The organism is Nocardia sp. NPDC004415 (genome assembly GCF_053602435.1).
In genome coordinates this window covers 13,994-37,322 of the sequence record NZ_JBSGDP010000016.1, presented here as the reverse complement: position 1 = coordinate 37,322, position 23,329 = coordinate 13,994, and the positions used below count along the sequence as shown (strand labels likewise).

26 protein-coding genes are annotated in these 23,329 nt (G+C 70.2%); 17 read left to right on the top strand and 9 right to left on the bottom strand.

Going from position 1 to position 23,329, the window contains the following annotated elements:
- Window positions 1-37: 37 nt before the first annotated feature.
- Window positions 38-2,134 (top strand): bifunctional lysylphosphatidylglycerol flippase/synthetase MprF, encoded by a 2,097-nt coding sequence (locus ACWEMY_RS10525; RefSeq protein ID WP_452389768.1) that lies wholly within the window; start codon window positions 38-40, stop codon window positions 2,132-2,134.
- Window positions 2,135-2,147: 13 nt separating this feature from the next.
- Here the strand turns inward: ACWEMY_RS10525 and ACWEMY_RS10520 are convergent, their stop codons facing one another.
- Window positions 2,148-2,864, bottom strand: a complete 717-nt coding sequence (locus ACWEMY_RS10520; protein WP_452389767.1) for a pyridoxamine 5'-phosphate oxidase family protein — start codon at window positions 2,862-2,864, stop codon at window positions 2,148-2,150.
- Between the two features lie 79 nt (window positions 2,865-2,943).
- Between ACWEMY_RS10520 and pdxR the strand changes: the two genes are divergently transcribed.
- The 3 genes from pdxR to ACWEMY_RS10505 all read left to right on the top strand — a co-directional run bounded on the left by pdxR (window position 2,944) and on the right by ACWEMY_RS10505 (window position 6,088).
- A complete protein-coding gene (gene pdxR / locus ACWEMY_RS10515) occupies window positions 2,944-4,335 on the top strand; it encodes a MocR-like pyridoxine biosynthesis transcription factor PdxR (protein ID WP_452389766.1) in 1,392 nt (463 codons plus the stop codon).
- A 71-nt stretch (window positions 4,336-4,406) separates the two neighbouring features.
- Window positions 4,407-4,652, top strand: a complete 246-nt coding sequence (locus ACWEMY_RS10510; protein ID WP_375930083.1) for a DUF2630 family protein — start codon at window positions 4,407-4,409, stop codon at window positions 4,650-4,652.
- Window positions 4,649-6,088, top strand: a complete 1,440-nt coding sequence (locus ACWEMY_RS10505; RefSeq protein WP_452389765.1) for a dihydrolipoyl dehydrogenase family protein — start codon at window positions 4,649-4,651, stop codon at window positions 6,086-6,088. Before ACWEMY_RS10510 ends, ACWEMY_RS10505 begins: the two co-directional genes overlap by 4 nt.
- Before the next feature lie 3 nt (window positions 6,089-6,091).
- Here the strand turns inward: ACWEMY_RS10505 and ACWEMY_RS10500 are convergent, their stop codons facing one another.
- Together ACWEMY_RS10500 and cobF are read right to left on the bottom strand one after the other, a co-directional pair.
- Complete coding sequence (locus ACWEMY_RS10500) at window positions 6,092-6,961, bottom strand: Fpg/Nei family DNA glycosylase (protein WP_452389764.1); 870 nt, start codon at window positions 6,959-6,961, stop codon at window positions 6,092-6,094.
- A gap of 18 nt (window positions 6,962-6,979) precedes the next feature.
- Complete coding sequence (gene cobF, locus ACWEMY_RS10495; RefSeq protein WP_452389763.1) at window positions 6,980-7,741, bottom strand: precorrin-6A synthase (deacetylating); 762 nt, start codon at window positions 7,739-7,741, stop codon at window positions 6,980-6,982.
- 45 nt (window positions 7,742-7,786) lie between these two features.
- Between cobF and ACWEMY_RS10490 the strand changes: the two genes are divergently transcribed.
- The 6 genes from ACWEMY_RS10490 to ACWEMY_RS10465 all read left to right on the top strand — a co-directional run bounded on the left by ACWEMY_RS10490 (window position 7,787) and on the right by ACWEMY_RS10465 (window position 12,046).
- The gene (locus tag ACWEMY_RS10490) at window positions 7,787-8,590 is read left to right on the top strand and encodes a thymidylate synthase (protein WP_452389762.1); all 804 of its coding nucleotides are present in this window, start codon (window positions 7,787-7,789) and stop codon (window positions 8,588-8,590) included.
- Entirely contained in the window at window positions 8,587-9,075 is a 489-nt protein-coding gene (locus tag ACWEMY_RS10485; protein ID WP_452389761.1) for a dihydrofolate reductase, read from the top strand. Before ACWEMY_RS10490 ends, ACWEMY_RS10485 begins: the two co-directional genes overlap by 4 nt.
- A gap of 103 nt (window positions 9,076-9,178) precedes the next feature.
- Window positions 9,179-9,505 carry a cupin domain-containing protein gene (locus ACWEMY_RS10480; protein WP_278261402.1) on the top strand — a complete coding sequence of 109 codons (327 nt, stop codon included), beginning with the start codon at window positions 9,179-9,181 and terminating at the stop codon, window positions 9,503-9,505.
- A 71-nt stretch (window positions 9,506-9,576) separates the two neighbouring features.
- Window positions 9,577-10,632, top strand: a complete 1,056-nt coding sequence (locus ACWEMY_RS10475) for a Dyp-type peroxidase (protein WP_452389760.1) — start codon at window positions 9,577-9,579, stop codon at window positions 10,630-10,632.
- A complete protein-coding gene (locus tag ACWEMY_RS10470; RefSeq protein WP_452389759.1) occupies window positions 10,633-11,433 on the top strand; it encodes a family 1 encapsulin nanocompartment shell protein in 801 nt (266 codons plus the stop codon). It begins immediately after the preceding gene.
- A gap of 85 nt (window positions 11,434-11,518) precedes the next feature.
- Window positions 11,519-12,046 carry a hypothetical protein gene (locus tag ACWEMY_RS10465; RefSeq protein ID WP_452389758.1) on the top strand — a complete coding sequence of 176 codons (528 nt, stop codon included), beginning with the start codon at window positions 11,519-11,521 and terminating at the stop codon, window positions 12,044-12,046.
- A gap of 31 nt (window positions 12,047-12,077) precedes the next feature.
- Here the strand turns inward: ACWEMY_RS10465 and ACWEMY_RS10460 are convergent, their stop codons facing one another.
- The gene (locus ACWEMY_RS10460) at window positions 12,078-12,755 is read right to left on the bottom strand and encodes a TetR/AcrR family transcriptional regulator (protein ID WP_452389757.1); all 678 of its coding nucleotides are present in this window, start codon (window positions 12,753-12,755) and stop codon (window positions 12,078-12,080) included.
- Between the two features lie 216 nt (window positions 12,756-12,971).
- On the opposite strand from ACWEMY_RS10460, the gene ACWEMY_RS10455 reads away from it, so the two are divergent.
- Genes ACWEMY_RS10455 through ACWEMY_RS10440 form a run of 4 tightly spaced genes read left to right on the top strand, consistent with a single transcriptional unit; the run spans window position 12,972 to window position 17,972 of the window.
- A complete protein-coding gene (locus ACWEMY_RS10455; protein WP_452389756.1) occupies window positions 12,972-14,507 on the top strand; it encodes an amino acid permease in 1,536 nt (511 codons plus the stop codon).
- A 32-nt stretch (window positions 14,508-14,539) separates the two neighbouring features.
- On the top strand, window positions 14,540-15,292 hold the full coding sequence (locus ACWEMY_RS10450) for a DUF1989 domain-containing protein (protein WP_452389755.1): 753 nt from the start codon (window positions 14,540-14,542) through the stop codon (window positions 15,290-15,292).
- Window positions 15,289-15,906 (top strand): urea amidolyase associated protein UAAP2, encoded by a 618-nt coding sequence (locus tag ACWEMY_RS10445; RefSeq protein WP_452389754.1) that lies wholly within the window; start codon window positions 15,289-15,291, stop codon window positions 15,904-15,906. The genes ACWEMY_RS10450 and ACWEMY_RS10445 overlap by 4 nt, the downstream gene beginning before the upstream one ends.
- Window positions 15,903-17,972, top strand: a complete 2,070-nt coding sequence (locus ACWEMY_RS10440; RefSeq protein WP_452389753.1) for a 5-oxoprolinase/urea amidolyase family protein — start codon at window positions 15,903-15,905, stop codon at window positions 17,970-17,972. The genes ACWEMY_RS10445 and ACWEMY_RS10440 overlap by 4 nt, the downstream gene beginning before the upstream one ends.
- A gap of 17 nt (window positions 17,973-17,989) precedes the next feature.
- Here ACWEMY_RS10440 and ACWEMY_RS10435 read toward each other — a convergent pair whose 3' ends face one another.
- Complete coding sequence (locus ACWEMY_RS10435; RefSeq protein ID WP_452389752.1) at window positions 17,990-18,484, bottom strand: MarR family winged helix-turn-helix transcriptional regulator; 495 nt, start codon at window positions 18,482-18,484, stop codon at window positions 17,990-17,992.
- Window positions 18,485-18,591: 107 nt separating this feature from the next.
- Here ACWEMY_RS10435 and ACWEMY_RS10430 point away from each other — a divergent pair, with 107 nt between their 5' ends.
- A complete protein-coding gene (locus ACWEMY_RS10430) occupies window positions 18,592-19,737 on the top strand; it encodes a GDSL-type esterase/lipase family protein (protein ID WP_452389751.1) in 1,146 nt (381 codons plus the stop codon).
- Here the strand turns inward: ACWEMY_RS10430 and ACWEMY_RS10425 are convergent.
- A complete protein-coding gene (locus ACWEMY_RS10425) occupies window positions 19,727-20,128 on the bottom strand; it encodes a RidA family protein (RefSeq protein WP_452389750.1) in 402 nt (133 codons plus the stop codon). The two genes, ACWEMY_RS10430 and ACWEMY_RS10425, sit on opposite strands and share 11 nt — an antisense overlap.
- Before the next feature lie 30 nt (window positions 20,129-20,158).
- Between ACWEMY_RS10425 and ACWEMY_RS10420 the strand changes: the two genes are divergently transcribed.
- The gene (locus tag ACWEMY_RS10420) at window positions 20,159-20,728 is read left to right on the top strand and encodes a CGNR zinc finger domain-containing protein (RefSeq protein ID WP_452389749.1); all 570 of its coding nucleotides are present in this window, start codon (window positions 20,159-20,161) and stop codon (window positions 20,726-20,728) included.
- A 10-nt stretch (window positions 20,729-20,738) separates the two neighbouring features.
- On the opposite strand, the gene ACWEMY_RS10415 is transcribed toward ACWEMY_RS10420, so the two are convergent.
- Together ACWEMY_RS10415 and ACWEMY_RS10410 are read right to left on the bottom strand one after the other, a co-directional pair.
- The gene (locus ACWEMY_RS10415; protein ID WP_375930100.1) at window positions 20,739-20,906 is read right to left on the bottom strand and encodes a hypothetical protein; all 168 of its coding nucleotides are present in this window, start codon (window positions 20,904-20,906) and stop codon (window positions 20,739-20,741) included.
- An 18-nt stretch (window positions 20,907-20,924) separates the two neighbouring features.
- Window positions 20,925-21,923 carry an NAD(P)-dependent alcohol dehydrogenase gene (locus ACWEMY_RS10410; RefSeq protein WP_452389748.1) on the bottom strand — a complete coding sequence of 333 codons (999 nt, stop codon included), beginning with the start codon at window positions 21,921-21,923 and terminating at the stop codon, window positions 20,925-20,927.
- Between the two features lie 92 nt (window positions 21,924-22,015).
- Here ACWEMY_RS10410 and ACWEMY_RS10405 point away from each other — a divergent pair, with 92 nt between their 5' ends.
- Entirely contained in the window at window positions 22,016-22,660 is a 645-nt protein-coding gene (locus ACWEMY_RS10405; protein WP_452389747.1) for a TetR/AcrR family transcriptional regulator C-terminal domain-containing protein, read from the top strand.
- Between the two features lie 17 nt (window positions 22,661-22,677).
- Here the strand turns inward: ACWEMY_RS10405 and ACWEMY_RS10400 are convergent, their stop codons facing one another.
- Window positions 22,678-23,262 (bottom strand): Uma2 family endonuclease, encoded by a 585-nt coding sequence (locus ACWEMY_RS10400; protein WP_452389746.1) that lies wholly within the window; start codon window positions 23,260-23,262, stop codon window positions 22,678-22,680.
- Window positions 23,263-23,329 lie beyond the last annotated feature (67 nt).

The window sequence follows — 23,329 nt, the reverse complement described above, 5'->3', positions numbered from 1 at the left end:
GCGCCCGTGCGGCGCACTCGCAGCAAAGGGTGGATCGATGGACGAGAACGCGACCGCCGCCGACCAGCCCTCGCCACGCCCGCTCGCCACCGTCGGCGTGGTGCTGCGCCGGGCGCCGTTCACCACCGGCTTCCTGGCGCTGGTCGCGGTGCTCGGCCTGGTGAGCGGCGGCCTCTGGCACCGCCTCGACGCGCGCTCCTGGTACGCCGACATCGCCTACGGCTGGCTCCCGCTGGAGGAGGGCAAGTGGTGGACGCCGGTCTCGGGCTGGTTCTTCGGCCTGACACCGCTGCAGTACGTGATGATGGCGGTGTTCTTCGCGGCGGCGGTCGGCTGGACCGAAACGCGGCTGGGGACCGCGCGCACCGCGCTGGTCTGCCTGACCGGTCAGCTGATCGGTGTCCTCGGCGCCGCGGTGACCGTCGGGCTGCTCGCCCACACCCATCTGGCCTGGGCCGACCGGCTGGCCGAGGTGCGCGATGTCGGCTTCACCACGGCGGCGATCGCGGCGCTGGCCGCGGTCTCGGCGAGCCTGCGCTCGCCGTGGCGGTTGCGGCTGCGGGCCGCGCTGGTGGCCTATGTGGCAATCACCTTCCTGTTCGAGTCGACCTTCGCCGATCTGATGCACCTGATCGCGATGCTGGCCTGGCTGCCGCTGGGTGAGAAGTTCTTCAGCCGCACCGAGCACGGTTTCTGGCCGCGGACCCGCCGCGAGGTGCGGATGCTCGCCTTCGTCGGGCTGCTGGTGATCGCCGCGGTCTCGGTGACGGTGTACTTCTTCCCCAGCGAGACCCTGCTCGGCCCCACCGACGACGAACGCGGCTCGGGTTGGAGCACGCTGCTCACGGTCGCGGTGATCGCGATCGTGGCCGATCAGCTACGCAAGGGCCACCGCTGGGCCTGGTGGGTCACCGTCGGCTACGGCACCCTGCACGTGGTGCTCACGCTGGTCCTGCTCGGCGTGGCCATGGGCGTGGACTACGCCACCACCGGCGCGGTCACCGTCGGCACCGCGCTGCTGTGGGCGGGCGAACTGGCCCTGCTCTACGGCGGTCGCGGGGCGTTCCGGGTGCCCGCCCGGCGCAAGATCACCGAGGGCGCCTTCTCCGGCACCGACCCCGGCACCGCGGTGCGCGAACTGCTCACCCGCTACGGCGGCGGCACCATGTCGTGGATGACCACCTGGCCGGAGAACAAGTACTGGTTCGCCGACGACGGCGAACGCTGCGTCGCCTACCAGCGCCACGCGGGCACCGTCATCGCGCTCACCGACCCGATCGGCCCGCCGGAACTGCTGCCCGACACCCTGGCCCGCTTCACCGACCGGTGCGAGTCCGACGGCCTGGTGCCGTGCCTGTTCTCCACCACCGGCGCCGTGGCCGAACTGGCGGGCGAACTCGGCTGGCGCAGTACGCAGATCGCCGAGGACACCCTCGTGGACCTGCCGCGGCTCGAGTTCAAAGGCAAAGCGTGGCAGGACATCCGCTCGGCCATCAACAAGGCGACCAAGGAGGGCATCACCTTCCGCCTGGTCCATCTCGCCGAGGAACCCTTCGCCGTCCTCGCCCAGGTGCGCGCGATCTCCGAGGAGTGGGTCGGCGAAAAGGGGCTGCCGGAAATGGGTTTCACGCTCGGCGGCGTCGAGGAAGCACTCGATCCGGCCGTCCGGGTGGGCCTGGCCATCGATGCCGAGGGCAGCGTGCACGGGGTGACCTCGTGGCTGCCCGTCCACGCGGCGGGTGGTGAGATCCGCGGCTGGACCCTGGACGTGATGCGCAGGCGGCCCGGCGGCTTCCGCCCGGTGATCGAGTTCCTGATCGCCTCGGCCGCCCAGACCTTCAAAGAGGAAGGCGCCGAGATCATCTCGCTCTCGGGCGCACCGCTGGCACGCAGCGCCACGAACGGCGACGCCGAACCCATCGACCGTCTGCTCGAAGGGCTCGGCGCCGCCATGGAGCCGTACTACGGTTTCCGGTCGCTGCACGCGTTCAAGGCCAAGTTCCAGCCGCGCCACGAACCGGTCTACCTGTGCTATCGCGACGAGGCCGACCTGCCGCGCATCGGGATCGCGCTCACCCGGGCGTACCTGCCGGAGGCGTCGGCCAAGGACCTGATGGCGCTCGGCTCGCGCTGAGCGCCAAGCGCTCTCACCGAACCGACACAGCGTGCGCGGCCGCGCCGAGCGGCGCTCGACCGTCGACTCGCGCCGCGACCTCGGCGGGCACCGCGACACCCGGTTCCAGATTCGCCGCGGGCACGGCTTCGCCCCAGACCTGGTGCAGTGGAACGACTCCCGCCCACACCCCACCCGCGGCGATGTCCTCCGCGTCGTCGTTGGGCCCGCCGGTGCGCACCTTCACCGACGCCTCGGTGAGGTCGAGCGCGAGCACCATCGTCGCCGCCATCTCCTTACGATTCGGCGGCCGCACCCGATCCCACGACCCCGGCGCCGCGTGTTCCACGATCGCCCGCAGCGCCCGGACCCGCGCGTCCTCGTCGGTGACCAGCACCGCCCGACCACGGATCACCGCCGACCGATAGTTCATCGAGAAGTGCATGGCCGAGCGCGAGTACACCACCCCGTCGACATGGGTCACCGCCACCGAGATCTCGGTGCCGATCGCCGCGCGCAGATTGCCCGCGCCGGTGGACCCGTGCAGGTACAGCGTGTCGCCGACCCGGCCGTAAGCGGTCGGCAGCACCACCGGCGAGCCACCGAGCAGCACCCCGAGATGGCAGACCAGTCCCGCGTCGAGCACCGCGTCCAGGGCGGCCCGGTCCGCGACGCCGCGTTCCTTCGAGCGGGTCAGGGTGCTGCGCGGGGTCGGCGAGAGGGCGGGGCGAAGATCGTCGTGCGTGGTCATAGGATGAGCTTCGCCGACGAAGTGGACCGCGTGTAGATCCAATTCGCGAGAATTCCGACAGGCCAATTCGAGGTGGACGATGCTCGACGAACTCCCCATCCCGCTGGACCGCACCGCGGCCGAACCCCTGTCGGTGCAGGTCGCCGACGCCCTGCGCGCCGCCGCGACCGGCGGCATGCTGCGCGTGCACGACCGGCTGCCGTCCTCGCGGGCACTGGCCGCGCAGCTCGGCGTCAGCCGGGCCGTGGTCGCCGCCGCCTACGACCAGCTGCACGCCGAGGGCTGGCTCACCGGCCGACGCGGCTCGGGCACCTACCTCAGCACCGCGCCCGCCGCCGCGCCGCCCGGCACCGACCCGGCCGAACACGCCGCTCCCGAGTCCGGCCTGCTCGATCTCGGCCCCGGCGCGCCCTGTCTCGAGGCCCTGGACCCGGCGGCCTGGCGCCGGGCCTGGCGCGCCGCCGGGGACGCTCCCGACGAACCCCGCAAGGACCGCGCGGGCGAACCGGCGTTCCGCACCGCCGTCGCCGAACACCTGCTGCGGCATCGCGGCCTGGCCGCGGGCACCGCGTCGGTGGTGCTGGCCACCGCCGGGACCAGCGCGGCGGTGGGCGAACTCGCCACCGCCCTGCTGCGACCGGGTGACCGGGTGGCTATGGAGGACCCCGGCTACCAGCGCGCGGTCGGGGCGCTGCGGGCCGCGGGGATCGAGGTCGTCGCGGTGCCCGTCGACGGCGACGGCCTGCGCGTCGACTTGATTCCCGACGGCGTCCGCGCCGTGTATTGCACACCGGCACACCAGTTCCCGCTCGGCGCCAGGATGCCCGCCGCACGCCGGGTCGAGCTCATCGAATTCGCCAGGGCGGCGGGCGTCTTCGTCATCGAGGACGACTACGACGGCGAATTGCGGTACGACACCGCCCCGCTCCCGCTGCTGGCGGCGATGGCCCCGGATGTGGTGGTGCATCTCGGCACCACCAGCAAGATCATCGCCACCACGCTCGGTGTGGGCTGGCTGGTCGCCCGCCCCGAGATCACCGAGGCGGTACTGGCCCACCGCACGCGCACCGGTACCGCACCGAGCCCGGCGGGCCAGCGGGTGCTCAGCGCCTTCGCCCGGCACGGCGACCTCGCCCGGCACCTGCGCAGGCTGCGCCGCGTGGTCCCGCCACGACGGGTTCTCGTCGTCGACGCGCTCACCCGCCACGCGCTGCCGGTGGTCGGCGACGACGCGGGCTCGCACCTGGTGGTCGAGCTGGCCGACGCCGCCGCCGAACGACGCGCCGTCGAATACGCCCGCGCGCGCGGCGTGCTGCTCGACGGCCTCGCCCGCCACCATCTCGCCGCCGAGCACCGCTTCGGTGTCGCCCTCGGCTACACCGCGCTGCGCGCCGACGACCTGGCACAGGCCGTGCCGATCGCCGCCGACTGCCTCGCCGCGGCGCAGCGCGCCGACCCGGCGCGGTCGTAGCATGGACGCCAGACCCCGCGCGGGTCACTGTTCGCCCGTACTACCCCTCCGAGCATCGAAGTGGTGAGCACATGACCGAACAAGACATCCTGGCGCGCATCAAGCAGCTGGTCGACGACGAGCACGACCTGCGGTCCAAGGTCGCCGCGGGCGCGATCGACCCGGTCGCCGAACGTCAGCAGCTCGCCCAGCTCGAGGTGATGCTGGACCAGGCCTGGGACCTGCTGCGTCAGCGGCGCGCCCGGGTCGACGCCGCCGAATCCCCCGACGACACCGCGGTGCGTCCGGCCGGTGAGGTCGAGGGCTATCTGCAGTGACCGACGCCGACTACGACGTCATCGTCCTGGGTGCCGGACCGGCCGGTGAGAACGCCGCCGCCTACGCCATCGCGGGCAGCGACCGCACCGCCGCGCTGATCGAGCACCAGCTCTTCGGCGGCGAATGCAGCTATTGGGCGTGTATGCCCAGCAAGGCCCTGCTGCGGCCGGGCGCGGTGCTGCGGCTGGCCCAGGAGATGCCCGGGGTCACCGCGAGCGGCCCGCAGGTCGCCGACGTGCTGGCCCGCCGCGATTCCTTCGTCCACGACTACGACGACGAATCCCAGGTCGACTGGGCGAAATCGGCCCGGATCGAGCCGATCCGCGGCACCGGCAGGCTGGCCGGTGAGCGCACGGTCGAAGTCGTCACCACCGAGGGCACGCGCGTGCTGCGTGCCCGCCACGCTGTGGTGGTGGCCACCGGAACCACCGCGCTGATCCCGGACACCGCCGGCCTGCGCGAGGCCCTGCCGTGGACCTCCCGCGACGCCACCGCGATGGCCGTCGTCCCGCGCCGGGTCGCCGTCATCGGCGGCGGCGTCGTGGCCTGCGAGGCCGCCACCTGGATGGCCGAACTGGGTGCCCAGGAGGTGACCCTGCTGGTGCGCGGTGACCGGCTGCTGCCGCGCGCCGAACCGTTCGCCTCGGAGCTGATCCTGCGCGGGCTGCGCGACACGGGTGTGGTGACCGTGCGTCTGCACACCGAACCGCATCTGGTCTCGCGCCGCGACCCGGTCGACACCGGGGTGGGCCGAATCCACGGCGGCCCGGTCACCGTGGTCCTCGACGACGGCGAACTCGAGGTCGACGAACTCGTCGTCGCCACCGGCCGCGCCCCCGCCACCGACGGTCTCGGGCTCGACACCGTCGGCCTGCGGCCCGGCTACGTCGAGGTCGACGACCACCTGACCGCGCGCGGTGTCCCCGGCGACTGGCTCTACGCCGTCGGCGACGTGAATCATCGTGCGGCCCTGACCCATATGGGCAAATACCAGGCCAGGGTGTGCGGTGACGTGATCGCCGCCCGCGCCGAGGGCAAGCCCCTGGACAGCCCCCGCTACACCGCGAGCGCCGACCATCAGCAGGTCCCGCAGGTCGTCTACACCGCGCCCGAACTCGCCTCGGTCGGCCTGACCGAACACGAGGCACGCACCGGCGGCCACACCGTGGACACCGTCGAACTGGATATCGAGGTGGCGGGCACCGCCCTGGCCCGCGACGACTTCCGGGGCCGGGCCAAACTCGTCGTCGACACCGCCGAGGACCGGCTGCTCGGCGCCACTTTCGTCGGCCCGGAGATGGGCGAGCAGCTGCACGCGGCCACCATCGCGATCCTGGGCCGGGTCCCGATGGAAACGCTGTGGCACGCGGTGCCCGCCTATCCGACGGTCAGCGAGTTCTGGCTGCGGCTGCTGGAGGCGTGGCGGCAGCGCTGAGCGCTATTTGAGCAGCCGTGACATCCGCCGGTCGGCGAGTATCTTGCCGCCGGTCTGGCAGGTGGGGCAGTACTGGAAGGACCGCTCCGCGTAGGACACCTCGCGCACGATGTCCCCGCACACCGGGCACTTCTCGCCGGTGCGCGCGTGCACCCGCATCCCGGAGCGTTTCTCGCCCTTCAATCGGGCCGCGTCCTGCCCGGTCGAGCGCCGCACCGCGTCCAGCAGCACCTCGCGCATGGCGGTGTAGAGCTGCGAAACCTTCTCCGACGTAAGGGTTTTGGTATTGACGAACGGGGAGAGCTTGGCGGTGTGGAGGATCTCGTCGGAGTAGGCGTTGCCGATACCGGCGAGCAGGGTCTGGTCGACCAGCGCCGTCTTGAGCCGCTGCGAGGTGCTCGCCAGCAGGGCGGCGAACTCGTCCTCGGTGACGGCCAGCGCGTCCGGCCCCAGCCGCGCGATCCCGGGCACCAGCAGCGGGTCCTCGACGACGTACACCGCCAGCCGCTTCTTGGTCCCGGCTTCGGTCAGGTCGATGGCGGGCGTCGCGCCTTCGGGCGTGAAGAAGTGCACCCGCAGCGCCAGCGGCGATTTCCCGCCCGGCTTGGGTGGCAGCGGATTCGGCTCGTCCACCCACCGCAGCCAGCCCCCGCGCGACAGGTGCGTGATCAGCCACAGCCCACCGCAGTCCATCCCGAGGAACTTGCCCCACCGCCCGGCCCCGGTCACATCACGCCCCGACAGCGCGGTCACCGGCGGATCGAAGGTCTTCACCGCGCTCAACGCGGCCACGTCCACCCGGCCGACCACCGCGCCCACGGCATGGTCGCGCAGGAACTGCGCTAACGCCTCTACTTCGGGGAGCTCGGGCACGGACGCCAGTTTAGCGAGCTACGACTCCGTGTGACGGACCTCGGCGGCGCGCAGCAGGTAGATGTCCATGATCCAGCCCTTGGCTGCCCGTAGCTCCGCGCGCCGGGTGACGATCTCCTTCTCGACCTCGCGCAGCGGCCCCTCGATCAGGGTCTCGTCCGGCATGCCCAGGTAGGCGCCCCACCAGATGCGCACGTCGTCGCCGGGAACCTCGGTGAACGAGCAGTCACCGTCGAGCATCACCACCGTCGACCCCTCGCCCAGGCCCTCCTCACGCAGCCGTCGCCCGGTGGTGACGTGCACCGGCTCACCGATGCGGTGCAGCACCATCCGGTGCCTGGCGGCCAGCGCGGCCACACTGGTCACACCAGGGATCACCTCGTAGTCGAAGGCGCTGTGCCCGCGCGCCAGCACGTGCTCGACCATCCGCAGGGTGCTGTCGTAGAGCGCCGGGTCACCCCACACCAGGATCGCGCCGGTGCCCTCGACCTGGTCGAACGCCGCTTCGAGCAGTTCGGCGCGCCGCTCGTGCCAGTCGCGTACCACCTCGGTGTAGTCCGCGGGCGCGCGGTCACGCGGCGGATCGGCGATCTCGATGACGCGCGCGGGCCCGTCGACGTGCTCGGCCAGGATCGCGGTCCGCACCTCGACCAGCTCCCGCTTCCGCTCCCCCTTACCGATCACGAAGAATGCCTCGGCCCGCCGCATGGCCTTGACCGCCTGCATCGTCACCTGGTCGGGGTCCCCCGCACCGATGCCGATCACGTAGAGCTTGCGCATACGCGGAGAGCTTGCCAGGTGCCCGGGCACGTAGACTCGGCAGCCGTGGCCACCCCTGATACGCAGTACGAGGATCTGCTCCGGCACGTGCTCGCGGACGGCACCCCCAAAGCCGATCGCACCGGCACCGGTACCCGCAGCATCTTCGGGCATCAGCTGCGCTACGACCTGTCCACGAGCTTCCCGCTGATCACCACCAAGCGGGTGCACATGAAGTCCATCGCCTACGAACTGCTGTGGTTCCTGCGCGGCGACTCCAACGTCACCTGGCTGCGGGAACACGGGGTGAGCATCTGGGACGAGTGGGCCGACGCCGACGGCGAGCTCGGCCCCGTCTACGGCGTGCAGTGGCGCTCCTGGCCCACCCCCGACGGCACCCACATCGACCAGATCTCCCAGGTCCTGCACACCCTGCGCACCGATCCCGATTCGCGCCGGATGATCGTCTCGGCCTGGAACGTCGCCGATCTGGACAAGATGGCGCTGGCCCCCTGCCACGCGTTCTTCCAGTTCTACGTGGCCGACGGCAAACTGTCGTGCCAGCTCTACCAGCGCAGCGCCGACCTCTTCCTGGGCGTGCCGTTCAATATCGCCAGCTACGCGCTGCTCACCCTGATGGTGGCCCAGCAGACCGAGCTCGAGCCCGGCGAGTTCATCTGGTCCGGCGGCGACGTACACATCTACGACAACCACGTCGACCAGGTGCGCGAACAGCTCACCCGCGAGCCGTACCCGTTCCCCCAGCTGCACCTGCGCCCGGCGACCAGCCTGTTCGACTACACCTACGACGACATCGAACTCTCCGACTACCGCCACCACCCGCCGATCAAGGCCCCGGTGGCGGTGTGAGCCGTTTCATCGGGCTCATCTGGGCCCAGGCGAACAACGGCGTGATCGGCGTCGACAACACCATCCCGTGGCGCGTCCCCGAGGACATGGCCGCCTTCAAGAACACCACCCTGGGCCACCCCGTGATCATGGGCCGCCGCACCTGGGACTCGCTACCCCCCGCGTTCCGCCCGCTGACCGGCCGCCGCAACATCGTGGTGACCCGCCAGGACGACTGGTCCGCCGAGGGCGCCGAACGCGCGTCCTCCGTCGAAGATGCCCTGACCCTGACCGCCGACACCGACACCTGGGTGGCGGGCGGCGGCGAGATCTACCGCGCCGCACTCCCGTTCGCGACCCGCCTCCAGGTCACCGAGATCGACACCACCGTCCCCGGCGACGCCTTCGCCCCCGAGATCGGCCCGGAATGGCACGCCGACGACACCCCCTGGCAGGTCTCGAAAACCGGTCTGCGGTATCGCATTCGTCACTACACCCGCGGCTGACAACTTCGAGCTAACGGTCCGGGCAAAACGCTCGAGTGGGTGCGGGGTGTCGGGCATACTCCTCGATACCAGCCCGCGAGAAGCCTGCGAAAGGCGCTTTGCCATGGACAAGAAATCGCTGACCGCGGTGGCCCGCCAGCAGTTGAAGCTGGCCGCCACCTCGACGAGTGGCCGGAGCTCACAGACCGTCATCGGCGGCCACACCCACGCCCTGCGCCAGACCGTCGTCGCCCTCACCGAGGGCCAGAGTCTGGCCGAGCACGACAATGCGGGCGATGTCACGATCCAGGTTCTCTCCGGCACCCTGGTGCTCATCGCGGGCACCGACGAATGGAAGGGCTCGGCGGGCGATCTGCTGGTCGTGCCGCGTGCCCGCCACAGCGTCAAGGCCATCGACAACGTGGCGTTCCTGCTGACCGTCGCCAAGTAGCGGGCCCGGAATCGGCTGACACACCCGGGCACTGACCGGAGGTGTCGGTAGCGGCCCGTACGCTGGACGCCATGGGTGAGCCACAACCGGTACTCGATCCGCTCTCGCCTGCCGCGATCTTCCTCGTCGTCACCATCGACGAGGGCGGTGAGGCCACCGTTCGCGAACTGCTGTCGGATATTTCCGGTTTGCGCCGTTCGGTCGGTTTCCGCGTGCCCGGCGAGGGACTGTCCTGCATCACCTCGATCGGCTCGGCCGCCTGGGACCGCCTGTTCACCGGGCCCAAACCCGTTGAGCTGCACGAGTTCCCCGGCTACAACGGCCCGATCCACAGCGCCCCCGCCACCCCCGGCGACCTGCTGTTCCACATCAAGGCCGAAACCCAGGGCGCCTGTTTCGAACTCGCCATGGTGATCGGCGCGCGCCTGCAGGGTGCGGCCACCGTCGTCGACGAGACCGTCGGCTTCCGCTACTTCGAGCAGCGCGACCTGCTCGGCTTCGTCGACGGCACCGAGAACCCCGAGGGCGGCGCGGCGTTCTCCGCCGCGCTCATCGGCTCCGAGGACCCGGCCTTCACCGGCGGCAGCTACGTGATCGTGCAGAAGTACACCCACCCCCTCGACCAGTGGAACGCGCTGAGCATCGAGGAGCAGGAGCGGGTGATCGGGCGCACCAAGCTCGGCGACTACGAACTGCCCGACGACGTCAAACCCCCGAACTCGCACGTCGCGGTGAACACCCTGGTCGACCCCGACGGCACCGAACGCCAGATCCTGCGCGCCAACATGCCCTTCGGCACCATCGGCAGCGGCGAGTTCGGCACCTACTACATCGCCTACGCGGCCACCCCGAGCGTCACCGAGCGCATGCTCGAGCGGATGTTCCTGGGCACCGAGGACGCGGCCTACGACCGCATCCTCGACTTCTCCTTCGCCGTCACCGGCACCCTGTTCTTCACCCCCACCGTCGACTTCCTCGACGACCTGCCCGACGCACCCGAGTCCGTCTCCACCGAACCGGCCGACGACGCCCTGGCCGAATTCGTCCCGGTGGAACAGGCGAACGCCGCCGCCGCGGCGGCACCGAACGGTTCACTCGGCATCGGCTCGATGAAAAGGAGTATCTGAATGAACAACCTGCACCGCGAACTCGCGCCGATCAGCAGTGAGGCGTGGGAGGCCATCGAGGAGGAGGCCACCCGCACCTTCAAGCGGCACATCGCGGGCCGCCGCGTGGTCGACGTGTCCGGCCCGCACGGCACCGCGTACTCCTCGGTCGGGCTCGGCCGCACCGCGCCCATCGAGGCCCCGGGCGACGGCGTGCAGGCCCGGCAGCGCCTGGTGGCGCCGCTGGTCGAGCTGCGGGTGCCGTTCACGCTGTCGCGCCTGGAACTCGACGACATCGAGCGCGGCGCCCAGGACGCCGACCTGGACCCGGTGAAGGACGCGGCCAAGAAGATCGCCTTCGCCGAGGACCGCGCCATCTTCGAGGGCTACGCGGCCGCCCAGATCACCGGCATCAGGGCCGCGGCCTCGAATGCCTCGATCGCGGTGCCCAGCGATGTGCTGGCCACCCCCGAGGCCATCGCGCAGGCGCTCACCGAGCTGCGCCTGGCCGGTGTCGACGGCCCGTACTCGGTGCTGCTCAGCGCCGACCTGTACACCGAGGTCAGCGAGACCTCCGACCACGGCCACCCGGTCCGCACGCACATCGAGCGGCTGCTGCCCTCCGGCGAGATCATCTGGGCACCGGCCATCGACGGTGCCTTCGTGCTCACCACCCGCGGCGGCGACTTCGATCTGCGGATCGGCCAGGACCTGTCCATCGGCTACCTGTCCCACGATGCCGAGACGGTGCAGCTGTACTTCCAGGAGAGCCTCACCTTCCTGGTCAACACCGCGGAGGCGGCGGTCGCTCTCGACGCCTGAGCATCGCCCCGTGACCACGCGGCACGGTTCTGCCACAATCGGGTCGGCCCGGTCGTAGGCGGAACCGGGCCACGAGGGAGGTCGCATGTCCGCGGTACGTGCCGGTGTCGTTCCGGCGAGCCGGAGCCTGCTCTACTGCCTGGTCGGCGCGCTGGTCGCCACCGGCGTCGTCGGGCTGTTTCTGGCGATGTTCGGGGTGAACCGGCTGTTCGCGTGGATTCTGCTGGGTGTCGCGGCGGGTATCGGCGTCGGCGCGGCGCTGTTCACGCGCGATGTGGTGGAGCTCAGCGAGCACGCCATCTCGGTCCGCGCCCCGTTCCGCGCGGCGACCGTGCCGTGGGAGCGCGTCGTCGGCGGCCGCTTCACCCTCGACGAACACGCCCGCTGGGCATTGGCGCTCGACCTCAACGGCGGCTCGTCCGACGAACTCGTCCTGCTGTCGATCCCGCCGGTCCACGGACCGGTCTCGGGCGCCTACGACATGCGCAAACGGGAACAGGTCACCGAGATCCGGGAACTGTTGCGCGCCAAGCGCATTCCCATCACCGTGCTGCCCGAGATCGCGGAAGCGCTGAGCGAGCACTGGCAGATCGCCCCGCCGACCGCCCGCTGATCCCTACCCACCGCGGCGGCACCACCGGCGCTCAGTCGGGCTGCCCGCCGATCTCGCCCATCCGGGCGAGCAGAGCCTCGGCGGCCGCACGCACCGGCGCCGGATCACCGTCGTACCCGACGATGCGCACGATCGCGTCCGGGATGACGTACTCCGTCTCGACCCCGGCCACCCCCTCGTCGGACCGGATGCCGATCACCGTCTCCACCAGCCGGAACGGCAGAATCCGCGCGTCGTCGGCGATCCGCGCCGCCGACGCGGCCGCCGACGCCAGCCGCTCGTAGTGCGCGCGCAACTCGTCGCGCCGCTGCCGGAACTCCCCGAATCGCTCGGTGCGCAGTTCGGGCAGCAGGTACAGCGCGCCGAGATTCCAGCGCGCGGTGCGTAACTGCCGCACGTCGAACAGCGCCAGCGCGTAGAGCTTGGTCGCGGCGTCCTCGGGTTCGTCGCGCATCCGCCGCACCAGGTCGGCCGGGCCCGCGATGGTGTCGGCCAGCAGCGCGTCGAGGATGTCGTCCTTGGCGGCGAAGTGGTGATACAGCGAGGCCTGCCGGATACCGACCGCGTCGGCCACCGCCCTGGTCGAGGTGTTGGCGTAGCCGTGGGTGGTGAACAGTTCTGCCGCCGCGTCGAGGATCTCCGCGCGCGGCGTGGTCCCCTGCCTGCGCCGCTGTTCCAGCCGGGGACGCCCGGGACCGAGGTTTGCCACCGATCGATTCTGTCATCGGCTGTCACAGCCGCCGCGGCGGGCACCTCACCAGCGTCGATGTCGCGCGGTCGAATTCCTGTCATTCGACAGAAACCTGGGCAACGCAGAAGTAACCGGGAGCCCCACAGTCGATACACGCACGACACCGTTCGAGCGATCGCGCGCGCAAAACTATCGACTGATAGATATTTGGCCGCACCGCCGAAGGACACCGATATGGCCACGACTCTCGACTCCCCCGCCGTCCCGCCCGGAACCGGCCGCGACAGTGCCGATCTCGCCCGGTTCGGCTACGAGCCCGTACTGCATCGCAAGCTGGGCCGCTACGCCTCCTTCGCGGCGGGCTTCTCGTTCGTCTCGATTCTCACCACGATCTTCCAGTTCTTCGGCTTCGGCTACGGCTTCGGTGGCGCCGCGTTCTTCTGGACCTGGCCGCTGGTCTTCGCCGGCCAGTTCCTGGTGGCGCTGAACTTCGCCGAACTCGCGGCCCGGTATCCGATCTCGGGCTGTATCTACCAGTGGTCGCGGCGCCTGGCCGGTGGCCTGATCGGCTGGTTCGCGGGCTGGATGATGGTGATCGCGCAGGTCGTCACCGCCGCGGCGGCCGCCATCGCGCTCCAGGTGGTGCTGCCCTCGATCTGGAGCGGTTTCCAGATCATTGGCACCGACACCGCGCTCACCTCCCGCGACGGCGCGATGAACGCCGTGCTGCTGGGCAGCGTGCTGCTGGTGCTCACCACCACGATCAATGTGATCGGCATCGATCTCATGGCCCGGATCAATTCCATCGGTGTCACCATCGAGATCGTCGGCGTGCTGGCGATCATCGCGCTGTTCTTCACCGGTGCCGAGCGCGGACCCGATGTGGTGCTGCACACCGATCAGGCCGCGCCGGGTCCGTACTGGGCGGCGTTCCTGGTCTCGGGCCTGATGGCCGCCTATGTGATGGTCGGATTCGATTCCGCCGGTGAGCTTTCCGAGGAGACCAAGAACCCGCGCCGGGTGGCGCCGCGCACCATTCTGCTGGCGCTGTCGATGTCGGCGCTCGGTGGTGGGCTCATGCTGATCGGCGCGCTGATGGCGGCACCGAGCCTGTCCGACGGCGAATTGGCTTCGGGTGGCCTGGCTTACGTCATCACGGCGAAGCTGAACAGTCCCGCCGGTTCGGTGCTGCTCGGCTGTGTCGCGGTCGCGGTGATCGTGTGCACGCTGGCCATCCAGACGGCCGGTTCACGCCTGATGTTCTCGATGGCCCGCGACGGCAAACTGCCGTTCTCCCAGGCACTCTCGACCGTGCACCCGCGTTTCGGCACGCCGGTCTGGCCCGCCGTGGTGATCGGCGCGCTCGGCATCGGCCTGCTGGTGCTGAACCTGGGCAATCCGGCCATCTTCGCCACGCTGGCCAGCGTGTGCATCGTCAGCCTGTATGTGGCGTATCTGCTGGTCACGGTGCCGCTGCTGCTGCGCCGGATCAAGGGCCTGCCCGCCGTGGGCGACCCGTCACTGTTCACCCTGGGCCGCTGGGGTGTCCCGGTCAACGCGCTCGCGGTGGTCTGGGGCATCGCCATGGTGGTCAACCTGGCCTGGCCGCGCCCGGAGGTCTACACCCCGGAGGGCGGCAGCTGGTGGCAGCTGTGGGCCGGTCCGCTCTCGGTGCTGGTCATCCTCGCGACGGGCGCGATCGTCTACCGCTTCGTCGTGGCGGGCACCAACGAGGCCCCGGGCGTCGAGCCCGCGGCCGTCGCCGCGTAGCCGCCGAACACGTACTCACCGAGGAGATCGCTATGACAAGCACCCAGTCCACCGACGGCGCCCGCGCCCACGCGCGCGCCCAGGCCGCCGCGGCGACCCTCGCGCGGCCCGATACCCCCGCCGGGGTCGATCCCGCCGCAGTCGTTCTCGCCCAGCGCATTCCGTCCGGCGGCTACGCGAACATCGTGCTCGGCCGGGGCACGCGGGTCCGGCTGGCCGACCCGTCCGGCACCACCTGCGCGCACCTGTTCCTGCTCCGTGCCGAGGCGCCGTGGGAGCGGCTCAATGTCGCCGACACCGTGAAGGTGCCGTGGCAGGCGTATCTGGGCGCGGGCCATCCCCTGCTCTCCGATCAGGGCCGGGTGCTCGCCACCGTGCTCACCGATTCGTCCGGCCACCACGACACGCTCTGCGGCCCCGGCACCGGCGGCCGCCACCAGCTCCACCTGGCCGGGGCCAAACACGGCCTGGAACCCCGCGATATCGGCCCGTCGATCTCGCTGTTCCGTGGTGTCCGCGTCGAGGCCGACGGTGGTCTCGTCGCGACCGGCAACGCCGAGCCGGGCGCCGCGATCGACCTGCTGATCCACCTGCCGGTGACGCTGCTCGTCGCCACCGCCCCGCATCCCCTCGACGACCGCCCGACCGGCGATCTCGACCTGCTGGCCTGGTCCTCCCCCGCCGACCTGGCCGCCCTGCCCAACGACGACCCGGAGTACCGCCGGGCCGTGGACAACACCGAAGCCGCCTGGGCGGCCGCGCTGAACCAGGAGGTGCCGGCATGACCGCCGCGACCCGCACCGTCGTCCTCGACGAGACCGTTCCCGCCCAGGCCCCGTGGTCGGCGATCGTCCGCGCGGGCGACCAGCTCGAGATCATCGACCTGCACGGCAACCAGGCCGTGGACTGCCTGCTCTACTCCGCCGCCGACCGCACCGACCGCTACAGCGCCCAGGCCACCATCGCCGCCCAGCGCAATATCTTCCTCACCACCGGCAGCGTGCTGCGCACCGAGGCGGGCACCCCGCTCATGACGGTGCTCGCCGACGAGGTCGGCAATCACGACACCATCGCGGGCGCCTGCTCCCAGGAATCCAACACCTTGCGCTACGGCCACCACACCGGTCACCAGCACGCCTGTGTCGAGAACTTCCTCACCGCCGCGCTCGAGTGGGGCCTGGGCAAGCGCGATCTGGTGTCGAACATCAACTGGTTCATGAACGTCCCGGTCGAAGCCGACGGCACCCTGGGCATCGTCGACGGCCTCTCCGCCCCCGGCAAGAAGGTCACCCTGCGCGCCGAGATCGACACCCTGGTCCTGGTCTCCAACTGCCCCCAGATCAACAACCCCTGCAACGGTTTCGACCCCACGCCGGTCCGCATGGTGGTGACGCGATGAGCCTCGTCACCGAGGCGGCGATCCGCACGCCCGACACCGATACCGCGCTCTCCACGCAGACAGCCGCCGCCCGCCGCGTCGAGGTCGTGCGCCCCGGGATGCAGACCACCGTGCAGGACTGGCCCGGCCGAATCGGCTACTGGCACATCGGTGTTCCGCCATCCGGCCCCATGGACGACCTCTCGTTCCGCCTCGGCAACCGCGTCCTGGGCAACCCCGAGGGCGCCGCGGGGCTGGAATGCACGCTCGGCGGCCCCGCCCTGCGGTTCACCGAAGCGACCTGGGTGTGCGTGACCGGCGCCGTCGCCGACGTGCGCGTCGACGGACGTCCGGTCGAGCAGTGGCGCACCGTCGAGATCCCCGCCGGTGGCCTGCTCGACGTGGGTGCCATCCGCGGCCCCGGCATGCGCACCTACATCCTGATCTCCGGCGGTATCGACGTCGACCAATTCCTCGGCAGCGCGGCCACTTTCACGCTCGGTAAGTTCGGCGGCGGAACGGGGTCGGCACTGCGGGCCGACGACACCCTGCCGCTCGGCGAGGCGACCGCCCGCCTGGCACCGGCCGTCCCCATGGCCGACATCCCGGCCTTCGGCCGCCGCTGGGAGCTGGCCGTCACCGAGGGCCCACACGGCGCCCCGGAGTTCTTCACCCGCAACGACTTCGACACCATCCTCGGCACCGACTACGAGGTGCATTTCAACTCCGACCGGACCGGCGTACGCCTGATCGGCCCGAAGCCGGAATGGGCCCGCACCGACGGCGGCGAAGCGGGACTGCACCCGTCGAACATCCACGACAACGCCTACACGATCGGCGCCCTCGACTTCACCGGTGACACCCCGATCCTGCTCGGCCCCGACGGCCCGAGCCTCGGCGGTTTCGTCTGCCCGGTCACGGTCGTCGCCGCCGAGCGCTGGAAGCTCGGCCAGCTCGCCCCGGGCGACACCGTGCGCTTCGTCGTCGTGCGCGCCGAACAGGCCGCTCCCGCAGCCGAACTCGGCCCTGCTCGCCGGGCCTCGCTGGGCACCGTCCTCTCGGCGGGCCGCGACGGTGACGACGGCGTCCTGCGCCGCACCGAGGCCGACGACGAGACCCGCGTGACCTACCGCCGCCAGGGCGATGACGGCGTCCTCGTCGAATACGGCACCCTCACCCTCGATCTCGGCCTGCGAGCCCGCGTCCACGCCCTGCACCAGCACCTCATCGCGGCCCGGCCACGCGGCATCGTCGAGCTCACCCCGGGCATCCGCTCCCTGCAGATCCGCGTCGACCCCGCCGTCCTGCCCGTCCCCCAGCTGCTCGACCTGCTCGCCGAAGCCGAGACGCTGCTCCCCGATTCCGATCAGCTGGTGGTGCCCAGCCGCACCGTCCACCTGCCGCTGTCCTGGGACGACCCGTCCACCCGCGAGGCCATCACCCGCTACATGCACGGCGTGCGCGCCGATGCCCCCTGGTGCCCGTGGAACATCGAGTTCATCCGCCGGATGAACGGCCTGGCCTCGGTCGATGACGTGCACCGCACCGTCTTCGACGCCGAATACCTCGTCCTGGGCCTGGGCGATGTGTACCTGGGCGCCCCGGTGGCCACGCCCACCGACCCCCGGCACCGCCTGGTCACCACCAAGTACAACCCCGCCCGCACCTGGACACCCGAGAACGCCGTCGGTATCGGCGGCGCCTACCTGTGCATCTACGGCATGGAGGGCCCCGGCGGCTACCAGTTCGTCGGCCGCACCACCCAGGTCTGGAACCATCGCGCCCGCCCCACCGGCACCGCGGGCCCCGGCGTCGACCACTTCGCCACCGAAACACCGTGGCTGCTGCGCTATTTCGACCGCATCCGCTGGTACCCGGTCGAGTCCGACGAGTTGCTCGACCTCCGTGCGGATTTCGCGGCGGGCAAGGTGGACGTCACCGCGGAAGACGGCGAGTTCCGTCTGGCCGACTATCGCCGCTTCCTCACCGACAACGCCGCCGACATCGCGGATTTCCGCGCCGTGCAGGCCCAAGCCTTCGCCACCGAACGCCAATCCTGGCGCACAGCAGGCGAACTCACCGACTGAAGCCGGGACGAGCGGCGTCAGCCGTCTTCGGCGGCACGCGCGTCGGCGAGCGCCGTCGCCGCCGGATTCGTGGCATCGCGAATGACGCGCAACCCGGTGACCAGCCCCGCGAGCTGCTCCGGCGTCAGCAATCCGGTCAGCCAGCGGTCCAGCGCGACCAGATAGTCCGGCAACACCTGCTCGAGGCGACGGACCCCATCCTCGGTGAGTGCCGCGTGGGCACTGCGCCGATCGGCGGGGTCGAGCTGCCGCTCCACCAGCCCGGCCCTGGCCAGCCGGTCGACGAGCCTGGTCACCCCACTGGTGGACAGCTCGGTCTGCGTCGCCAGATCCGACATCCGCAGCCGACGGCCCGCCGACCTGCTCAGCCGCATGAGCGCGTTGAGATCGAGGCCGGACAGGCCGTGCGCGTTCCAGGTGGGTTCGAGTTTCGCGAGGAGGCCACTGTTCGCCTCGAAGAGCAGACCGGCGCTGGTCAGCCGGGGATCGTCGAAGAGTTCTTGCGCGGACATGTCACCCACCCTAGCGGATACTTGCCGTGCGGATAGTTGACGCGAGGAATATCTACGGGTAGATCTATGTCTACGCAATATTCCTCTCGGCAACTATTGGAGTGATCATGCAGCACCACACCTGGGTCGCCGGTTTCCGCACCGGCGTGATCAGCCCGTACGAGCAGATCAAGCTCGCCGAATCACGGGAGCTCGCCGACGAGACCGTCCGCCAGATCCTGCACCTGGCCGGTGGTGGCGACGCGGTGCGCGTGCGGCTGACCAACCGCTACGGCACCGCCCCGCTGACGATCGGCACCGCGCGGGTCGCCCTCCGCGAGACCGGGTCGGCGATCGTCGCCGACACGGCGCGACAGGTGCTCTTCGACGGCGCGGGCAGTGCGGTGATCGCCCCTGGCGCCGACCTGGTGAGCGATCCGATCGATCTTCCGGTCGACGCGGGTACGGACCTGATGCTGAGCCTGTACCTGCCCGAACCCACCGGCCCGGCGACCTTCTCGCATCAGCCGGGCGAGGTCGCCTCCGTGACCACCGGAGACCGCACCGCCGACACAGAACTCACTGCGGCACAGGAGGTTCCGGCGCGATTCTTCATCACCGGCATCGACGTCCTCGCACCCACCGACACCCCGGTGGCCGTTGCCCTCGGCGACTCGTGGTTCGAGGGTTTCGGTACCACGCCGAGCACCAATCGCCGATCGATCGACGCGCTCAATGCCCGCCTCGACCACGGCTGGGTGGTCAACAACGGCATCTCCGGCAACCGTCTCACCGCCGAGGAGATCGGCGAATCCGGCTTCGCCCGAGCGGATTCCGACGCGTTCACCGTCCCCGGCGTCACCGATGTACTGCTGAACTTCGGCATCAACGATCTGATTCTTGGCGCCCAGGCCGGTCAGCCCCCGGCGACCGCCGAGGACCTGATCACCGCCTTCACCGACCTGGCGACCCGCGCGCACGCCGCCGGTCTGCGCGTCCACGCCGCTACGATCGGCCCCTACGCGGGCTGCGTCTACCCCGGCATGCCGCTGCTGGAAACCCAGCCGACCCGGGCCGCCGTCAACGAATGGTTGCGTGCCACCGATGTTTTCGACTCGATCTTCGATGTCGATCGCGCGGTGGCCGATCCGGCCCGCCCCGACCATCTGCGCGCCGAGTTCGACAGCGGCGACGGCATGCATCTCAACGATGCCGGTGCCGCCGCGATGGCGGCGACGGTCGGCACCCTGTTCGGGCGCACGCTCACCCCGTGACGGCGGCGACCGCCTCGATCTCGATGAGCGCGCCCTCGACCGCCAGGCCGGAGACGAAGGCGAAGGTGATGGCGGGCGGATGGGGGGTGCGCTCCCAGGCGGCGCCGAAGGCGGCGAAGCCGTCCTGCAGGCTCTCGCCCTCCTTGATGAGCAGGTTCCACTTGACCACGTCGGCGGGCTCGGCCCCGGCGGCGGCGAGGCAGGCCCGCAGGTTGACCAGGGTCTGGCGGACCTGCGAGGCGAGGTCGGGGCCGACCACCCGGCCGGTGGCGTCCACACCGTTCTGTCCACCGATGTAGATCAGGTCGGCCCCGGCGGGCACCCGCACCACCTGGGAGAACGCGGGGTTGCTGTGCAGAGTGTCGGGATTGATGTACGTCGCGATTGCCATGCGCCTACCGTAACCAGTTAAACTGGTGTCATGCAAGAGCGAAAATCTCTCCCACCCGCCGTGCGCCGTCGTTTCCAGACCGGTCGCCCCTGCCTGGACCTGGTGCACACCGGTGGCGAGGGCGAACTGGCGGTGTGGGAAATCGTGCACGATGCCGAGGACCTGGGCCGCTGGCTGAGCGTCATCCTCGCGATCCCCGACATCACCGCCGAGGACGCCGACCTCGCCGCATTCCGCGTGCTCCGCGCAGCTCTCTCCCGCAGCGCCTTCGGACAGGCAGCGGGAAAACCCTTGTCCCCCGACGATATCGAGACGATCAACAACGCCGCGAGCGAGCCGCCCCTGACGCCCCACCTCACCCCGAACCTGACGACGAGCTACCCCGCGCCCACCGCCGGGGCAGCACTGTCGACTCTCGCCCGCGACGCGATCGACCTGTTCACCGGCCCCCTGGCCCACCGCATCCGCGTGTGCGCCTCCGAGACCTGCGGACTGCTCTTCGTCGACGCCTCACGCCCCGGCCGCCGCAAATGGTGCTCGATGGATCGCTGCGGCAACCTCAGCAAGGTCGCGCGATACCGGGAGTCACACGACGCCTAGCGCCCTGGACTCAGAGTCCGTACTTGCGGACGAATTCCTCGGTGAGGTCGATAGCGGGCAGGCCGTGCTCGGTCGCGCTGGTGTCGACCGCGGTCTCCTCGATCAGCCGCTCGGGCTGCGGCGGCAACTGCCGCCACTGCGCCCGCGGGTCCGCCTCCGCACCGTGCTGATCGCTCATGACCCTCCCCTTCGTCCACTAGCCAGAATACAGGACCGTCTTCCCCGAAGCATGCCCGCGCGCATAGACTTCCACGGCCCGTGCGGCCTCTGCCAGCGGAAACCGTCGCTCGATCACCGGAAGCACCTGCCCGCCCGCGGCCAGCGTCGCCAGGTGTTCGAGGTCGGTGACGGACGGCCGCATCAGCAGCGCCTTGATGGATTGGCGGACGAACAGGTCGGTGAGTGCCACCTGCGCGATCCAGACGACCGGGCGGAACCAGTCGTCACCGAGGGCGGCCGACGAGGAGATGAAGATGCCGTCCGGGGTCAGCACCCGTCGCCACTCACGGAGTGTGCGATTGCCCGCCAGGTCGAAGACGACATCATAGGTCTCGCCCGCGCGGATGAGATCCGTTGTGGTGTAGTCGATCACGGCGTCGGCGCCGATGCCGCGCACCATCTCCAGGTGGCGCGTGCTGCACACAGCGGTCACGTGCGCACCCAGTGTTCTGGCGATCTGTACCGCGAAGCTGCCGACACCGCCGGAGGCGCCGTTGACGAGGACGCGAGTACCCGGGCCGACTTTTCCGATATCGCGTAGCCCCTGGAGGGCGGTCATCCCCGAATCCGGTATCGCGGCAGCGTCTTCCATGCTCACGCCCGCCGGGACACGGACGAAGCAGTCGACCGCCGCGCCCACGTACTCGGCGAACGCCCCGCCGGGTACCTCACCGAAAACCCGGTCACCGACACTGAATTCGGTGACGCGTGGTCCGATCGCGGTCACCTCACCCGCCAGGCTCTGACCGATCACCCGATGCTTGGGCCTGCGCAACCCGAACCCGAGCCGCACCAGATAGGGCGTGCCGGTGAGCAGATGCAGGTCACCGCGACACAGCGAGGCCGCCCGCACCCGCACCACGATCTCGCCATCACCCGGCGTGGGCCGGGGAACGACCTCCGTGCGCAACACCTCGCTGCCGCCGTAGCGCGGTGCCACGCACGCGGTCATCGTCGCCGTCTCGACCTCGGTCATGAGTGCCCCATCTCCACTTACGGTGTAAGTCTCTACGCCCAGACGGTACGCTTACGCCGTAAGTTGGTCAAGGACGACAGTCAGGAGCCACGGTGGCCCCGCGTACGCCGCTCACCAGGGAACGAGTCCTGCGCGCAGCGCTCGGGCTCGCCGATCAGGAGGGCCTCGACGCGCTGACGATGCGCAAGCTGGCCAAGGTCGTCGGCGTGGAGGCCATGTCGCTGTACAACCACGTCGCCAACAAGGACGACCTGCTCGACGGGCTGTGCGATCTGGTCGTCGCCGAGATGTACGTCCCCCGCGCCGACGGCGACTGGCGCGGCGAACTACGCCGCCGCGCCGTCTCGGCCCACGAGGTCCTGCTGCGCCACCGCTGGGCCACCGGGCTGATCGGCTCCCGCATCAATCTCGGCCCGGCCATGCTCCGCTACGTCGACGCCACCCTCGGCTGCCTGATCGCCGCGGGCTTCACCTACGAACAGGCCGACCACGCCTGGAACGCCCTGGACAGCCACATCTACGGCTTCACCCTCCAGGCCGTCAACTTCCCCCTCGACCCCGCCGACTACGCCGCGGCCGCCACCGAATTCCTCCCCCTCATCCCCCCTGAAACCCACCCCCACATGCACGCCCTGGCCACCCTCGTCAGCACCGGATCCCACTCCGGCACCGCCGATTTCACCTTCGGACTGGACCTGCTGCTCGACGGTTTGAGCCGGCTGCTCACACCCGGGTAGCTCGATCGCCGACCGAATCAGGGCAGCAGAGAACCCGGATCGACCTTGAATTCGAACGGTGCGGGAACCATCTCCTCCCGACCGGCGGAAAGCCGCAGGGTTTGCACGTACGCACCGTCGGTGCCGAGCGAGTAGGCGAACAGGACCGGAAGCGTCTCACCCGGCAGCTGGCCTTTGAAGGCGTTGATCTCGAAGCGCCAGTAATGCGAGATCCCGGCTGCCGCGTAGATCAACGGCTTCACCATACGGTCCGGATAAGTCGTCGACTTGGACACGACCTCGACCGCTACCGAAACCTGCGTGGCGGGCACACCTCGACTGTCCATGTCGATCGGCGTCCGGGCGATCAGCAGGTCAGGGATCGGCTCATCGGAACCGATCAGCACGCCCGTCCCGAGCAGTGCGACCATGTCCGAAGGCACAGCGGTCTGTAGCGCCAGGAACAGCGACTGGACCAGCCATTGATGCTTCGGCTTCGGGGCGGCGTTCACAACGAGCTGGCCATTCAGCACCTCATAACGCAGTCCATCATCGGGCATCCGATCCAGATCCGCGGCGGTCCATTCCTCCGAGTGCGGCACCGGCATCACCACTCCGAACACACCTCCCACCTGACCGACCGGGTGTGCGAACACACCATTGACAGCTGATTCCGAGTCTAACCCGAGG

Excerpts from the sequence above, each read along its gene's own strand:
- ACWEMY_RS10525 (WP_452389768.1), top strand. The coding sequence starts at position 38 with ATGGACGAGAACGCGACCGCCGCCGACCAGCCCTCGCCACGCCCGCTC.
- ACWEMY_RS10520 (WP_452389767.1), bottom strand. The coding sequence starts at position 2,864 with ATGACCACGCACGACGATCTTCGCCCCGCCCTCTCGCCGACCCCGCGC.
- pdxR (WP_452389766.1), top strand. The coding sequence starts at position 2,944 with ATGCTCGACGAACTCCCCATCCCGCTGGACCGCACCGCGGCCGAACCC.
- ACWEMY_RS10510 (WP_375930083.1), top strand. The coding sequence starts at position 4,407 with ATGACCGAACAAGACATCCTGGCGCGCATCAAGCAGCTGGTCGACGAC.
- cobF (WP_452389763.1), bottom strand. The coding sequence starts at position 7,741 with ATGCGCAAGCTCTACGTGATCGGCATCGGTGCGGGGGACCCCGACCAG.
- ACWEMY_RS10480 (WP_278261402.1), top strand. The coding sequence starts at position 9,179 with ATGGACAAGAAATCGCTGACCGCGGTGGCCCGCCAGCAGTTGAAGCTG.
- ACWEMY_RS10475 (WP_452389760.1), top strand. The coding sequence starts at position 9,577 with ATGGGTGAGCCACAACCGGTACTCGATCCGCTCTCGCCTGCCGCGATC.
- ACWEMY_RS10470 (WP_452389759.1), top strand. The coding sequence starts at position 10,633 with ATGAACAACCTGCACCGCGAACTCGCGCCGATCAGCAGTGAGGCGTGG.
- ACWEMY_RS10465 (WP_452389758.1), top strand. The coding sequence starts at position 11,519 with ATGTCCGCGGTACGTGCCGGTGTCGTTCCGGCGAGCCGGAGCCTGCTC.
- ACWEMY_RS10455 (WP_452389756.1), top strand. The coding sequence starts at position 12,972 with ATGGCCACGACTCTCGACTCCCCCGCCGTCCCGCCCGGAACCGGCCGC.
- ACWEMY_RS10450 (WP_452389755.1), top strand. The coding sequence starts at position 14,540 with ATGACAAGCACCCAGTCCACCGACGGCGCCCGCGCCCACGCGCGCGCC.
- ACWEMY_RS10445 (WP_452389754.1), top strand. The coding sequence starts at position 15,289 with ATGACCGCCGCGACCCGCACCGTCGTCCTCGACGAGACCGTTCCCGCC.
- ACWEMY_RS10440 (WP_452389753.1), top strand. The coding sequence starts at position 15,903 with ATGAGCCTCGTCACCGAGGCGGCGATCCGCACGCCCGACACCGATACC.
- ACWEMY_RS10435 (WP_452389752.1), bottom strand. The coding sequence starts at position 18,484 with ATGTCCGCGCAAGAACTCTTCGACGATCCCCGGCTGACCAGCGCCGGT.
- ACWEMY_RS10430 (WP_452389751.1), top strand. The coding sequence starts at position 18,592 with ATGCAGCACCACACCTGGGTCGCCGGTTTCCGCACCGGCGTGATCAGC.
- ACWEMY_RS10425 (WP_452389750.1), bottom strand. The coding sequence starts at position 20,128 with ATGGCAATCGCGACGTACATCAATCCCGACACTCTGCACAGCAACCCC.
- ACWEMY_RS10420 (WP_452389749.1), top strand. The coding sequence starts at position 20,159 with ATGCAAGAGCGAAAATCTCTCCCACCCGCCGTGCGCCGTCGTTTCCAG.
- ACWEMY_RS10415 (WP_375930100.1), bottom strand. The coding sequence starts at position 20,906 with ATGAGCGATCAGCACGGTGCGGAGGCGGACCCGCGGGCGCAGTGGCGG.
- ACWEMY_RS10410 (WP_452389748.1), bottom strand. The coding sequence starts at position 21,923 with ATGACCGAGGTCGAGACGGCGACGATGACCGCGTGCGTGGCACCGCGC.